Here is a 12,410-nt window from a genome sequence, read left to right as displayed (position 1 = left end):
CAACGCTCTATCCATATGCAATTTAGGTCTAGCAAATGAACGAATGCTTCATTGACGGAATAAGAGCTTGCATTTAAAACCTCTGCTCCCGTGGTCGCAAATGCCTTCGACCTATTTTTAAGATGCAGGGAAAGCATATGGATCTTCGCCAACTGCGCTACTTCATCGCCCTCAACGAACACCGCAGTTTCGTGCGTGCGGCGGACGCCATGGGCATCACCCAACCGGCGTTCAGCCGCAGCATCCAGGGGCTGGAACAGGAGTTCGGCTGCGTGCTGGTCGACCGTGGCCACAAGGACCTGCGCCCCACGCCGGAGGGCCAAGTGGTGCTGCAACATGCCCTGTCCCTGGTGCACGGCGCCGCGTTGCTGAGCAGTGAAGTGACGCGCATGACCAAGCTCGACGCCGGCGACCTGCGCTTCGGCTGCGGCCCGGCACCGGCGGTGAAACTGGTGCCGGATGCGGTGGCGCACTTTATCAGCGCCCACCCGAAAATCCGCACCAGTTTCCAGGTGGATAACTGGGAAAAACTCAGCCGTGCCCTGAGCCGTGAAGAGATCGAATTCTTTATCGCCGACATCCGCCAATTCGAAGCCGACCCGAATTTCCAGACCCGCGCGCTGACCCCCAAGCGCGGGGTATTTTTTTGCCGCCCGGGGCACCCGTTGCTGGCCAAGGACAGCCTGTCGACCAACGACATGTTCGACTACCCGCTGGCGGCACCGCTGATCTCACAGGGCATTCGCAAACTGTTGGCGAACCTGAGCGGGCGCATGGATTTTTCCCCGAGCATCCAGACCGAACATTTCCCGGCGCTGGTGAAGATCGTGCTGCAGTCCAATGCCATCGGCGTGGGCACCGAGGAGGCGTTCGCCGAAGACATCGCCCACGGCACGCTGAAGCTGCTGCACTGGCGCAACCTCCCGCAGAACATGGAGACCATGAGCGCCCGCTGCGGGATTGTCAGCCGCACCGGTTCGCGGTTGTCGCCTGCGGCGAAGGCGATGATCGAGACGCTGGTAGAGGTGGACAGGCAGGAGGTGAGTGTGGCGGTTTGAAGGGCCTCATCGGGGGCAAGCCCCCGATGGCGATAGCCCAGGCACCACCCGACTCAAAGCCCCGCCGCCGCCAGGCTCGGCGCCACCCAGTCACTCACCTGGAACGGCTTGCGAATCAGCTTCTCCTTGGAGGCCAGGTCCACCGAACCCTGCAATTTAGCCAGGAACACCGGGTCCAGGGTCGACGGGAAAATCTCGCTGAGGGTCTGGTCTTTCAAGTCATTGGTGAGGATCACCGGCGGGTAACTGGCCAGCCCGGACACCAGCGCAATGTAGGCTTGCTTGTTGTTGTCATCGGTCAACCAGTGCACCGCCTGCTGCTGGGCCTTGAGCAGCTTGGCGACGGCGTCGGGGTGCTCGTCGACAAACTGTTTGCTGCCCACCAGCACCGCCTGGATGCTGCCGGCGCCACCGAGGTCCTTGGTGGTCAGCGGTATTTCAGCCAGCCCCTTGGCTTGTAACGCCGTCAGGTTCGAACCGCCCCAGGTGGCGTCGATCTGCTTGGCGGCCAGCGCGGCATTGGCGGCGTTGTAGTCCAGGCTGATGACTTTGAAGTCCTTCTCACTCAAGCCCTGGCTGGCCAATGCACTGTTGAACGACAACTGGCTGGCCGTGCCACGGAACACCGCGACGCGCTTGCCCTTGAGGTCCTGCAAGGTCTTGATGCCAGAACCCGGCACCACGCCGAGGTACTGCTTGATGTCCCGTGCGGTGGCACTGAGCAGGCGCGTCTCCAGGCCATTGGAGCGGCCGATGATCGCCGCCAGGTCGCCCAGGTACGCCAGGTCCACCTGCCCGTTGGCGAAGGCTTCGTTGATCACAGGGCCGGCGCCCTTGAAGTAATTCCACTGGATCTTGATGCCTTGGTCGGCAAAGGCTTTTTCGAAGATCTGCTGCTCGCGCAGCACGTCCGTTATGCCCCCGCCGCTGTGCTGGCTGCCTGCGCTGAGGTCGGGCACGGCGATGCGGATTTCCTTGAGGTCGGCAGCCTGAACCAGGCCCGCCAGTGCGGTGCCTGCGACCAGGGTGATCAGACGTTTGAACGGCAGTTTCATAAGCGCAGCTCCTTGTGGGCGAGGGTCGCCTGGGGAGCAGAAAGTAGGCACAACCTGGTCAAAACTTTAAATACTATAAATTCACAATTTAATAGCTTTTAGGACTATGCGAAGGGAAACGCAGGCTCCAGAGGGCTATGCATGAATAGCATCGAAAATATTCTTCGAATGCATTGGATGCGTGCCGGGGCGCGGCTTTAAATGGCTTTTCTTATCCCCCAATCATCTTGATTACGTTTTTATAAGATCGAAATCATATAACGCCCTTGGCGACAACGGAGGTCCTCCATGGCCCGAATCTCACTTTTGAGCCTCCCGCTCGCGGCTCCCGGCGCCACGCCACGTTGGCCGCTGCGCAGTGAACGGCTGTTGCCATGGTTGCTGCCGGTGACGCTGTTTGCGCTGTGGTGGCTGGCCAGCCGCAATCACTGGATGAGCGAGCAGATCCTGCCGCCACCGTCCCTGGTGTGGAGCAGCGCCGTGGAACTGGCGGGCGGCGAGCTGTGGAGCCACCTGGCGATCAGCCTGCAACGCCTGTTCTGGGGGTTGCTGGCGGGCATTGGCGCCGGGGCGCTGCTGGGGGCGGTGCTGGGTTTCAGCGCGCGCGCCGAGCGCCTGGTGTTTCCGACGTTCAGCGCGTTGTCGCAGGTACCGACCCTGGCCTGGATTCCACTGTTCATGGTGTTCTTCGGCATTGGCGAAACCCTGAAACTGGTGGTGCTGGTGAAGGCGATCGTGGTGCCCGTGACCCTGCATACCCTGGTGGGCGTGCGCGACGCCCAACCCCAGTTGCGTGAAGCCGCCCGCGTGCTGCGCCTGCCCACGCACCTGTTGATCCGGCGCCTGATCCTGCCTGCCGCGCTGCCCGCCTTTATGGCCGGCGTGCGCCTGGCCCTGGCGGCCGGCTGGACCTCGCTGCTGGCGGTGGAGTTGCTGGCCTCCAGCGAAGGCATCGGCTACCTGATGGTGTGGGCGCGCCAGCTGTTCATGCTCGATATCGTCTTCGTATGCATCGTGGTCATCGGCGTATTCGGCGTGGTGATGGACCGTGGCATTGGCTGGCTGGACCGCAAATGGGTGCACTGGCCCCATCCGGCCACGGCGCAGATTCGTCGCGGGCCGCGCTATCAAGGCTGGCAGCGCCTGCAACCGTGGTTGCTGCCCCTGCTGTTGCTGACGCTGTGGCAGGTCGCGACGCAACAAGGCTGGGTCGACCCGAACATTCTGGTCAGCCCTTGGGTGGTGCTGCACACCACCGTCGCCGGGGTGGTGGATGGCAACCTCAGCGGTGCACTGGGCACCAGCCTGGGGCGAAGCCTGGGCGGCTTGCTGCTCGGTGGCGGCGTTGGCTTTGCCATGGGCCTGTGGCTGGGACTGTCACGGCGCAGTGAGCGGGTACTCGGGCCGACCCTGAGCGCCTTGCGCCAGATCGCGATTTTCGCCTGGGTGCCGCTGCTCACTGCCTGGTTTGGCCTGGGCGAGTTGGCCAAGTGGGTGTTTATCGCCCTCGCCGCCTTCTTCCCATTGTTTATCGCCACCCAACGCAGCGTGCTGAATCTGTCGCCGCAGCTCAACGAAGCGGCGCAGGTGTTGCGCCTGAACCTGTTCCAACGGCTGCGACGCCTGGTACTGCCAGGTGCCGCAGCCGGCATTTTCGCCGGCCTGCGCCTGAGCCTGATCTACGCCTGGCTGGGCACCATCGGTGCGGAGTATTTCATGCCGTCCAACGGCGGTATCGGAAGCCTGATGATCGGCGCCCAACAACTGCTGCGCATGGACCTGATCATGAGCGGCATGCTCCTGGTCGGCCTTACCGGCGCGGCCCTCAACCTGATCGGCCAGCGCATCGAAACCCGCGCCACCCGCTGGAGACACGCATGAACGCACCTATCGTCAGCTTCAACCATGTGGGCAAGACCTTCGACGTCGACGGCTTCGAGCTGGAAGCCATCCGCGAATTCAACCTGGAGATTGCCGAAGGCGAATTCGTCGCGATTGTCGGCTCCAGCGGCTGCGGCAAATCTACGCTGCTGCGTTTGCTGGTGGGGCTGGATACGCAGTTTCGCGGCGAGATCCGCGTCGACGGTAAGGCCGTAAGCGGCATTGGCGGCGAGCGCGGCATCGTGTTCCAGGAGCATCGTTTGTTCCCCTGGCTCACCGTGGCGGAAAACATCGGCCTGGGCCTGGTCAACGAGCCACTGAGCGAAGCAGAGCGCAATCGGCGCATCAGCGATTTTATCGAACTGGTCGGCCTCACCGACTTCACCCGCGCCTATCCGCACCAACTGTCCGGCGGCATGGCGCAACGGGTGGCGATTGCCCGCGGCCTGGTGGCCAGCCCGCGCATCCTGCTGCTGGACGAACCCTTCGGCGCCCTCGACGCCCTGACCCGCCAGCAGATGCAGGACGAACTCCTGGCGATCCGTGCCCGCGCCAAAATCACCACGGTATTGGTGACCCACGATGTGGAGGAAGCGATTTTCCTCGCCGACCGCGTGGTGGTGATGGAGCCCCGGCCGGGGCGGATCAAGCAGGTGGTGGACGTCGCCCTGCCACATCCACGTCAGCGCAGCAGTTTTGAATTCCATCAACTGCGTGAAGAACTGCTGCATGAATTGACCAACGATGGCCACTACCAGCCGCCGGTGCGCGAACAGATCCGCGATCTGCCATTGGCCTTTATTGCCTGCTGAAAAAAGGAGTGCCTTGATGCCGCAACGTCCCAATTTTCTCGTGATCCTGGCCGATGACATGGGCTTCTCCGACCTCGGTGCGTTTGGCGGGGAAATTTCCACGCCGCACCTGGACGCACTCGCCCTGAACGGCTTGCGCCTGACCGACTTCCACACCGCCCCGACGTGCTCGCCTACCCGCTCGATGCTGCTCACCGGCACCGACCACCATATCGCCGGTATCGGCACCATGGCCGAGGCGCTGACGCCGGAGCTGATCGGCAAGCCCGGCTACGAGGGCTACTTGAATGACAAGGTGGTAGCACTGCCGGAGCTGCTGCGCGAGGCCGGCTACCAGACATTGATGAGCGGCAAGTGGCACCTGGGCCTGACCGCCGAACTCGCGCCCCACGCCCGCGGTTTCGAGCGCTCGTTCTCGCTGCTACCGGGCGCCGCCAACCATTACGGCTTCGAGCCGACCTATGACGAGCACACCCCGGGCCTGCTCAAATCCACCCCGGCGCTGTACATCGAAGACGACCGGTTCGTCGAGCAACTGCCCAAGGACTTCTATTCCTCCGATGCCTTCGGCGACAAGCTGCTGCACTACCTCAAGGAGCGCGACCAGGCCCGGCCGTTCTTCGCCTACCTGCCGTTTTCCGCCCCGCACTGGCCGTTGCAGGCGCCTGCGGACATCGTCGAAAAGTACCGTGGCCGCTACGACGCCGGCCCCGAAGTGCTGCGCCTGGAACGCCTGGAAAAACTCAAGGCATTGGGGCTGATCGACGCCAATGTCGAACCCCATCCGTTGATCGAACTGAACACCCAGTGGGCCGCCTTGAGCGACGAACAGCGCCAGGTGTCGGCGCGGGCCATGGAGGTGTATGCGGCGATGGTCGAGCGCATGGACTGGAACATCGGCCGGGTCGTGGATTACCTGCGCCAGCAGGGGCAGTTGGACAATACGTTCATTGTGTTCATGTCCGACAACGGCGCCGAAGGTGCGCTGTTGGAGGCGTTCCCCAAGTTCGGGCCGCAGTTGCTCACCTACCTCAACCAGCATTACGACAACAGCCTGGACAATATCGGCCGCGCCAATTCCTATGTCTGGTATGGCCCGTCATGGGCGCAGGTGGCAACGGCGCCGTCGCGGTTGTTCAAGGCATTCACCACCGAGGGCGGGATTCGCGTGCCGGCGCTGGTGCACTATCCGCAGTTGTCGCTCAAAGGTCGTATCAGCCATGGGTTCGGCACGGTGATGGACATCACGCCGACCATTCTCGACCTGGCCGGCGTGCGCCATCCGGGCAAACAATGGCGTGGCAAGCCGGTGGCGCCGCTGCGGGGCAAGTCGTGGCTGGGCTTCCTCTCCGGCGAGACCGCCCAGGTGCACGACGACAACACGGTGACCGGCTGGGAACTGTTTGGCCGCCGCGCGATTCGCCAGGGCCAGTGGAAAGCCGTGTATATCCCCGGCCCCGTGGGCCCGGCGACCTGGCAGCTGTATGACCTGGGCCAGGACCCTGGCGAAATCCACGACCTGGCCTTGAGTCATCCGGACAAGCTCGCCACGTTGATCGGCCACTGGCAACAGTACGTCGACGAAACCGGCGTGGTGCTCAGCGCGTCGCCGTTTCAGCCGGATTGAGCCGGGCCTGGGGCGACGAGATGGGCTCAAGCCGATTGGCCCGCGCAAACGTGCCGAAATCATTGAAACGCACGCCCATCTCGGCCATGACCTTATGCGCCACCTTGGCCGTCATCTGGCGGATGTAGAACGGCTCCTTCACCACAAAATGGTGAATCCCGTGGGTGCTGCCGAAGTTGAAGCAGAACGCCTGCAACGGCCACAGCCACCACGGGTTCAACACTTGGGTTTGCTGGATCACATTGCCCGGTTCCACATCGCCGTAGTAGTGCATGTTGGAGCTGACAAAGTGCAGGCAAAAGGTGCGCAGCACATTGGGGCCGATGATCACCACGGCGGCGATGTCGATCACCTGCATCATCTGCAAGGTGCCGGTGGACCAGCCGATCGGCGTGCCCAGCAGGCTGGCGATGCCGTTGGCGGCATGGAAACCGAGGAAGAGGTACCACGCGCCCCAATGCAGCAGCGCCAAAGGTGCGTAGACCAGCAGCGAGCGCTTGAGGATCTTGAGTTTGTGGCCCCAGGTCTTGGCGCGCAGCATGCGGATAAACGCCGACATCACGTTATCGCCCACCATCAGCAACCGCGCCAAGCCCCAGGGCTCGCCGTTGGTGATCGCACGTTCCTCCATATCGGTCTCGGTGCCGGAGACCTTGTGGTGATTGAGGTGCAGGTGGCGACGGATCCACGGGTTGATGGTGCTCGGCCGCGCCAGCCACACCAGGCCCATCATCAGGTTGTGGGGCACGCGCTGTTTGCGAAAGTACATGCTGTGGATCAAATCGTGTTCCAGCTCGTGGGTCAGTGAGGCCAGGAACGCATTGAGCAGCAGGCAGGCCCACCAGGCCATGTGTCCGCTGATATAGAGCGCCGCCGAGCCGATCATGCCGAGCAGGGCAAAGGCCAGGATGCCCGCGCCCAGGGCGTCCTGATGCTGCAACCACGGGTGCCGGCGGCGCAAGCGTACGCCTTCGGCGAGCACCACTTCACGGATATGCGCCGAACGCTGTTGCGCGTTCATCTGCTGGGGACTTGCAGAAGTACCGTCCATGCTCCCATCCTCTTATTCATTGATGGTTACATCCTGCACCAGGGCTTCTTGCAGGACGCTAGCCCCACACGCCAACCTGTTGACCGCAAGCGCCAATCGCCATGACCGAACCGACTTCCCTCGCCAGCTGGACCCGCGCCCTGCGTAAGCAGCTCGATGCCCTGGGCCTCGACAGTGCCGCGCTGTGCGCCCAGGCCGGGCTCGATCCGCAGCAGATGGACGACCCCAACGCGCGTTACCCGCTGTCGGCCACCACGCGCCTGTGGGAACTGGCGGTGCAGGCCAGCGGCGATCCGGCCATCGGGTTGCGGGTGTCGCGGTTTGTCAGCCCGACCACCTTTCATGCGCTGGGTTATGCGCTGGTGGCGAGCGGCAGCCTGCGCGAGGTGTTCGAGCGCATCGTGCGGTATCACCAGGTGGTCAGCGATGCCCTGACCCTCGAACTCAGCGGCGATGGCGAGCGCTACCGCTTTCGCCTGCTGCAACCGCCGGGCAGCCCGGCGCCGGCGCTGGAAGCCATCGACGCGTTTGCCGCGATCTATGTACGCACGTGCCGCAACCGCCTGGGCCGCGACTATGCGCCGCTGGCGGTTTACCTGCGGCGCCCGCAACCCGCCGACCCCAAGCCCTGGCACACGGTGTTCCGCGCACCGGTGTTTTTCGGCGCCGAGGAAGACCGCCTCGAATTCGCCGCCAGCGATTTCGACAGCCACCTGGACGACGCCAACCCGGAACTGGCCGAACATAACGAAACCGTGCTCAAACGCACCCTGGCGCAACTGCAACCGCTGACCTGGGAACGCAAGGTGCGCGCGGCCATCGAGGCACAACTGCCCGATGGCGAGCCGAGTGCCGAGCGGATTGCCCAGGCACTGCACTTGAGTTTGCGCAGTTTGCAGCGGCATCTGGCGGATGAGGGGTGTCGGTTTGATGCGTTGCTCAATGAGTGCCGCCAGAACTTGGCGTTGCTCCACTTGCGTGATCCACAGTGTTCATTGGCCGAGGTCAGCCATTTGTTGGGATTTGCCGATACCAGCAGCTTTAATCGGGCGTTCAAGCGCTGGACGGGGATGACGCCGGGGCAGTTTCGGGATGGGTTGCGGTAAGGAAATATGTGGGGAGGCTGAAGGCCTCATCGGGGGCAAGCCCCCTCCCACAGGGGAACGCATTTCAAATGTGGGAGGGGGCTTGCTCCCGATGGCAATCTTTCAGGCACTACAGTGACGGGATCAATCAGCGACCCCGATCCCGCCGCAACAGTTTCCTGACCCGCATCACCAACCCCTTGGCCTCAAACGGCTTGAGCAGGTAGTCATCCTCATGCAACTCCAGCCCGCGCAGGCGATCTTCAATCCCGCCCGGCGTGGTCAGGAACAACACCGGTGTCTCACCCTGCTGCCGGATCGCCTGCTGCAGCTTCCAGGCATTCAGGCCAGGCAACATCACATCCAGGATCACCAGGTCGTATTCGGCGCTTTCGACAAAGCGCTGCGCCGCCATGCCATTGGCCGCGACTTCCACGGTGTAGCCGGCCTCGTTCAAGCCCCGGGCCATCCGCTGTGCCTCTTCGGATTCATGTTCCACTAACAGCACACGCATAACACACCTCGATTGATCAGGTTTGCAGGCTAACACCCTCAGGTGTGCGCCGCCTCTCGTAGCCGCTGCGCATCGAGGATTTCGATCTCGCCGTAGCCCAGGCGCACGATGCCCTGGGCTTGCAGGTCCTTGAGCAAGGCATTGGTGGTCTGGCGCGACAGGCTCAACATCGCCGCCAGGTCTTCCTGGGGCAGTTGCAGCACGCGTTTTGAAGGCGCCATGTCGCCGTAGCCCTCAACGATCATCAACAGCCGGTGGGCCAGGCGCACCGACGCGGGCATCAGGCTGAGCTGTTCGAGGCCGATAAAACTCAGGCGCAGCTTCTGGCTCATCAGCAACGCCAGGTCGCGCCAGTACCGGGGGGACTCCTCGAGGATCTTCAGCAGCGCCTGCTGCGGCACCTGCACTAGCGTGCACGGCCCCGTGGCGCAGGCGTCGTGGGTGCGCGGCAAGCCGTCGAACAGGCAGATCTCGCCGAACCAGTAGGGCGCCCCCACCAGGCTCAACAGCGCTTCCTTGCCGTGCTCATTCACCGCACTGACACGCAACGTGCCCTCGAGCACCGCATACAAGCCGCAGGGCGGGTCGCCGCGCTTGAACAGGTACTGTCCCGCCGTCAGCTGCCGCAGCCGCGCATGGGCCAGCAGACTATGCTGGAAAGGTACGGGCAGGTGACTGAACCAGTGACCGACGGCCAACCGGGCGTGCCAATGCGTCGCATCCATGAGAACTCCGAAGATTGTCGCCCAACTGACAGTTAGTCCCAGGCTGACAGGGCATGATCAAACATCCTACAGGAGGAACAACAATGAAAAGCCTCGTCGATCATCTCAGTCAATACGCCGCCTACCACCGCGACCCACGCAATATCGCCAGCCACTTCATTGGCATCCCGCTGATTGTTGTCGCCGTGGCCGTGCTGCTGTCACGCCCTGAATGGGCTGTGGGCGGGCTGTGGCTTTCCCCGGCGGTGATAGTGGCGCTGTTTTCCGCGTGGTTTTACCTGCGGCTTGAACTGGCCCTGGGCGCGCTGATGACGGTGTTGATGGGCTTGTCTGTATGGGCCGGGCATGCGTTGGCGGCGCAGAGCACGATGGTGTGGCTCAGCAGCGGCGTCGGCCTGTTTGTGGTGGGCTGGGTGATTCAGTTTGTCGGGCATTACTACGAGGGCAGGAAGCCGGCGTTTGTGGACGACGTGTCGGGGCTGATTGTGGGGCCGTTGTTTGTGGTGGCGGAGGTGGCGTTTTTGCTGGGGCTGCGCAAGGGTTTGAAGCAGCAGATCGAAGAGCGCTCGGGACCGGTGGTTCGCCGCGATCTGAAGCCGAGACAGGTCTGAATGTGGGAGGGGGCTTGCTCCCGATGGCGGTGTTTCAGTCAGCTTATCTGCTGCTGACCCACTGCTATCGGGGGCAAGCCCCCTCCCACATTTGGTCCCAGTTTCAGAGTTGGAATTGCGGTGAACTCAGGCTTTTTGCCAGACCTTGGGTTTGAAGAACAGGGTCTCGCCACGGGCCAAACCGGTCAGGCTGTCGTGGTCCTTCACCACTTCGGCTTCGATCAGCTCGGACTGGCCTTCCACCTTGAGCGTCACCCGCGTAGTCGCGCCCAGCGGGCGTATATCACGCACCTCGGCCGCATGGTGATCCTCCAGCTCATGCCGCGACAGCGACACTTCATGCGGACGGAACAGCACATGCTTGTCCTCGCCCAGGTGAAGGCGGTTGGAGTCGCCGAGGAAGTGGTAGACGAAATCGCTGGCCGGGTTTTCGTAGACGTCGCCCGGTGAGCCGATCTGCTCGATCACGCCCTTGTTCATCACCACGATGCGGTCGGCGACTTCCATGGCCTCTTCCTGGTCGTGGGTCACGAACACCGAGGTCAGGTTGATGTCTTCGTGCAGGCGCGCCAGCCAGCGGCGCAGTTCCTTACGCACCTTGGCGTCGAGGGCGCCGAAGGGTTCATCCAGCAGCAGCACTTTCGGCTCGACCGCCAACGCGCGGGCCAGGGCGATACGCTGGCGCTGGCCACCGGAGAGTTGTTCCGGGTAACGGTCGGACAGCCAGTCCAGCTGCACCATGTTCAGCAGTTCGTGAACCTTGGCCGCAATCTGGCTTTCGTTCGGGCGCTGGTTCTTCGGCTTCATGCGCAGGCCGAAGGCGACGTTGTCGAACACGGTCATGTGGCGGAACAGCGCGTAATGCTGGAACACAAAACCGACGTTGCGATCACGCACGTCGTGGCCGGAGACGTCTTCACCGTGGAACACGATGCTGCCGTCATCCGGGGTTTCCAGGCCGGCGATGATGCGCAGCAAGGTGGTCTTGCCGCAGCCGGAAGGCCCAAGCAAGGCCACCAGCTCGCCACTCTGGATATCCAGGTTGATGCTGTCCAGGGCCTTGAAGGCGTTGAAGTTCTTGCTGACGTTACGGACTTCGATCGACATGACTTATTCCTCAGCCGCACTGGCGCGCAGGCGATTAATACGGTTCTCGCTCCACTGCTTGAGCAGCAGGATGAAGAGCGCCAGGATCAGCAGCAGACTCGCCACCGCAAACGCGGCAACGTGGTTGTATTCGTTGTAGAGAATCTCGACGTGCAGCGGCAAGGTGTTGGTCACGCCGCGAATATGGCCGGACACCACCGACACCGCGCCGAACTCCCCCATGGCCCGCGCGGTACACAGCACCACGCCGTAGATCAGGCCCCATTTGATATTCGGCACGGTGACATGCCAGAACATCTGCCAGCCATTGGCGCCCAGCAGGCGCGCGGCCTCTTCTTCCTGGGTGCCCTGCTCCTGCATCAGCGGGATCAGTTCGCGGGCGACGAACGGCACGGTGACGAAGATGGTCGCCAGCACGATGCCGGGCAAGGCGAACACGATCTGGATGTCATGCGCCTGCAACCAAGGGCCAAACAGGCCCTGGGCGCCGAACATCAGCACGTAGACCAGGCCGGCGATCACCGGGGAGACCGAGAACGGCAGGTCGATCAGCGTCACCAGGATGCTCTTGCCACGGAACGAGTACTTGCTCACGCACCAGGCCGCGCTGACGCCGAATACCAGGTTGAGCGGCACCGAAATCAGCACGGCGATCACCGTGAGTTTCAGTGCGGACAACGCGTCCGGTTCAAGGATCGCGGTGAAAAACGCACCGAGGCCGTTCTTCAAGCCCTGGGACACCACGATAAACAGCGGCAGCAGCAGGAACAGGAAGAACACCAGCCAGCCCAGGCTGATCAGGATGCGCCGGGAAACAGCGCTGCCACGGCGGGCTGCGTTGGCCGAGGATGCCGCGGAAATAGACGATTGGGACATGTTCCGCG

12 protein-coding genes are annotated in these 12,410 nt (G+C 62.9%); 6 read left to right on the top strand and 6 right to left on the bottom strand.

Annotation, left to right across the window (positions count from 1 at the left end; all coding sequences use genetic code 11):
• The first annotated feature begins 137 nt into the window (after window positions 1-137).
• The gene (locus J3D60_RS22395; RefSeq protein WP_253492830.1) at window positions 138-1,058 is read left to right on the top strand and encodes a LysR family transcriptional regulator; all 921 of its coding nucleotides are present in this window, start codon (window positions 138-140) and stop codon (window positions 1,056-1,058) included.
• A 53-nt stretch (window positions 1,059-1,111) separates the two neighbouring features.
• On the opposite strand, the gene J3D60_RS22390 is transcribed toward J3D60_RS22395, so the two are convergent.
• On the bottom strand, window positions 1,112-2,113 hold the full coding sequence (locus J3D60_RS22390) for an ABC transporter substrate-binding protein (RefSeq protein WP_253492827.1): 1,002 nt from the start codon (window positions 2,111-2,113) through the stop codon (window positions 1,112-1,114).
• A 288-nt stretch (window positions 2,114-2,401) separates the two neighbouring features.
• On the opposite strand from J3D60_RS22390, the gene J3D60_RS22385 reads away from it, so the two are divergent.
• From J3D60_RS22385 to J3D60_RS22375, 3 genes are read left to right on the top strand one after another with little or no spacing between them, the layout of a single operon-like run.
• A complete protein-coding gene (locus tag J3D60_RS22385; RefSeq protein ID WP_253492824.1) occupies window positions 2,402-3,994 on the top strand; it encodes an ABC transporter permease in 1,593 nt (530 codons plus the stop codon).
• Window positions 3,991-4,806: an ABC transporter ATP-binding protein gene (locus tag J3D60_RS22380; RefSeq protein ID WP_065941060.1), complete on the top strand. Its 816-nt coding sequence runs from the start codon at window positions 3,991-3,993 to the stop codon at window positions 4,804-4,806. Before J3D60_RS22385 ends, J3D60_RS22380 begins: the two co-directional genes overlap by 4 nt.
• Before the next feature lie 16 nt (window positions 4,807-4,822).
• Entirely contained in the window at window positions 4,823-6,433 is a 1,611-nt protein-coding gene (locus J3D60_RS22375) for an arylsulfatase (RefSeq protein WP_253492822.1), read from the top strand.
• On the opposite strand, the gene J3D60_RS22370 is transcribed toward J3D60_RS22375, so the two are convergent.
• Window positions 6,405-7,484 (bottom strand): fatty acid desaturase, encoded by a 1,080-nt coding sequence (locus J3D60_RS22370; protein WP_253492820.1) that lies wholly within the window; start codon window positions 7,482-7,484, stop codon window positions 6,405-6,407. The genes J3D60_RS22375 and J3D60_RS22370 overlap by 29 nt on opposite strands.
• A 101-nt stretch (window positions 7,485-7,585) precedes the next feature.
• Between J3D60_RS22370 and J3D60_RS22365 the strand changes: the two genes are divergently transcribed.
• Complete coding sequence (locus tag J3D60_RS22365) at window positions 7,586-8,590, top strand: AraC family transcriptional regulator (RefSeq protein WP_253492818.1); 1,005 nt, start codon at window positions 7,586-7,588, stop codon at window positions 8,588-8,590.
• A gap of 127 nt (window positions 8,591-8,717) precedes the next feature.
• Here J3D60_RS22365 and J3D60_RS22360 read toward each other — a convergent pair whose 3' ends face one another.
• Window positions 8,718-9,083: a response regulator gene (locus tag J3D60_RS22360; protein WP_253492815.1), complete on the bottom strand. Its 366-nt coding sequence runs from the start codon at window positions 9,081-9,083 to the stop codon at window positions 8,718-8,720.
• Window positions 9,084-9,121: 38 nt separating this feature from the next.
• Window positions 9,122-9,808 carry a Crp/Fnr family transcriptional regulator gene (locus J3D60_RS22355; protein WP_253492813.1) on the bottom strand — a complete coding sequence of 229 codons (687 nt, stop codon included), beginning with the start codon at window positions 9,806-9,808 and terminating at the stop codon, window positions 9,122-9,124.
• 83 nt (window positions 9,809-9,891) lie between these two features.
• Here J3D60_RS22355 and J3D60_RS22350 point away from each other — a divergent pair, with 83 nt between their 5' ends.
• Window positions 9,892-10,419, top strand: coding sequence for a DUF962 domain-containing protein (locus J3D60_RS22350; RefSeq protein WP_253492812.1), 528 nt, complete (start codon window positions 9,892-9,894; stop codon window positions 10,417-10,419).
• 126 nt (window positions 10,420-10,545) lie between these two features.
• Here J3D60_RS22350 and J3D60_RS22345 read toward each other — a convergent pair whose 3' ends face one another.
• Together J3D60_RS22345 and cysW are read right to left on the bottom strand one after the other, a co-directional pair.
• On the bottom strand, window positions 10,546-11,526 hold the full coding sequence (locus tag J3D60_RS22345; RefSeq protein ID WP_253492811.1) for a sulfate/molybdate ABC transporter ATP-binding protein: 981 nt from the start codon (window positions 11,524-11,526) through the stop codon (window positions 10,546-10,548).
• A 3-nt stretch (window positions 11,527-11,529) separates the two neighbouring features.
• Window positions 11,530-12,402: a sulfate ABC transporter permease subunit CysW gene (gene cysW, locus J3D60_RS22340; RefSeq protein ID WP_027607867.1), complete on the bottom strand. Its 873-nt coding sequence runs from the start codon at window positions 12,400-12,402 to the stop codon at window positions 11,530-11,532.
• Between the last annotated feature and the right edge of the window lie 8 nt (window positions 12,403-12,410).

The organism is Pseudomonas sp. S3E17 (assembly GCF_024168685.1).
GTDB lineage: Bacteria > Pseudomonadota > Gammaproteobacteria > Pseudomonadales > Pseudomonadaceae > Aquipseudomonas > Aquipseudomonas marginalis.
Note: the sequence above shows the minus strand (reverse complement) of the source record. Positions and strands in the feature narration are given on the sequence as shown.

Excerpts from the sequence above, each read along its gene's own strand:
- J3D60_RS22370 (WP_253492820.1), bottom strand. The coding sequence starts at position 7,484 with ATGGACGGTACTTCTGCAAGTCCCCAGCAGATGAACGCGCAACAGCGT.
- J3D60_RS22350 (WP_253492812.1), top strand. The coding sequence starts at position 9,892 with ATGAAAAGCCTCGTCGATCATCTCAGTCAATACGCCGCCTACCACCGC.
- J3D60_RS22390 (WP_253492827.1), bottom strand. The coding sequence starts at position 2,113 with ATGAAACTGCCGTTCAAACGTCTGATCACCCTGGTCGCAGGCACCGCA.
- J3D60_RS22345 (WP_253492811.1), bottom strand. The coding sequence starts at position 11,526 with ATGTCGATCGAAGTCCGTAACGTCAGCAAGAACTTCAACGCCTTCAAG.
- J3D60_RS22365 (WP_253492818.1), top strand. The coding sequence starts at position 7,586 with ATGACCGAACCGACTTCCCTCGCCAGCTGGACCCGCGCCCTGCGTAAG.
- J3D60_RS22395 (WP_253492830.1), top strand. The coding sequence starts at position 138 with ATGGATCTTCGCCAACTGCGCTACTTCATCGCCCTCAACGAACACCGC.
- J3D60_RS22360 (WP_253492815.1), bottom strand. The coding sequence starts at position 9,083 with ATGCGTGTGCTGTTAGTGGAACATGAATCCGAAGAGGCACAGCGGATG.
- cysW (WP_027607867.1), bottom strand. The coding sequence starts at position 12,402 with ATGTCCCAATCGTCTATTTCCGCGGCATCCTCGGCCAACGCAGCCCGC.
- J3D60_RS22385 (WP_253492824.1), top strand. The coding sequence starts at position 2,402 with ATGGCCCGAATCTCACTTTTGAGCCTCCCGCTCGCGGCTCCCGGCGCC.
- J3D60_RS22380 (WP_065941060.1), top strand. The coding sequence starts at position 3,991 with ATGAACGCACCTATCGTCAGCTTCAACCATGTGGGCAAGACCTTCGAC.
- J3D60_RS22355 (WP_253492813.1), bottom strand. The coding sequence starts at position 9,808 with ATGGATGCGACGCATTGGCACGCCCGGTTGGCCGTCGGTCACTGGTTC.
- J3D60_RS22375 (WP_253492822.1), top strand. The coding sequence starts at position 4,823 with ATGCCGCAACGTCCCAATTTTCTCGTGATCCTGGCCGATGACATGGGC.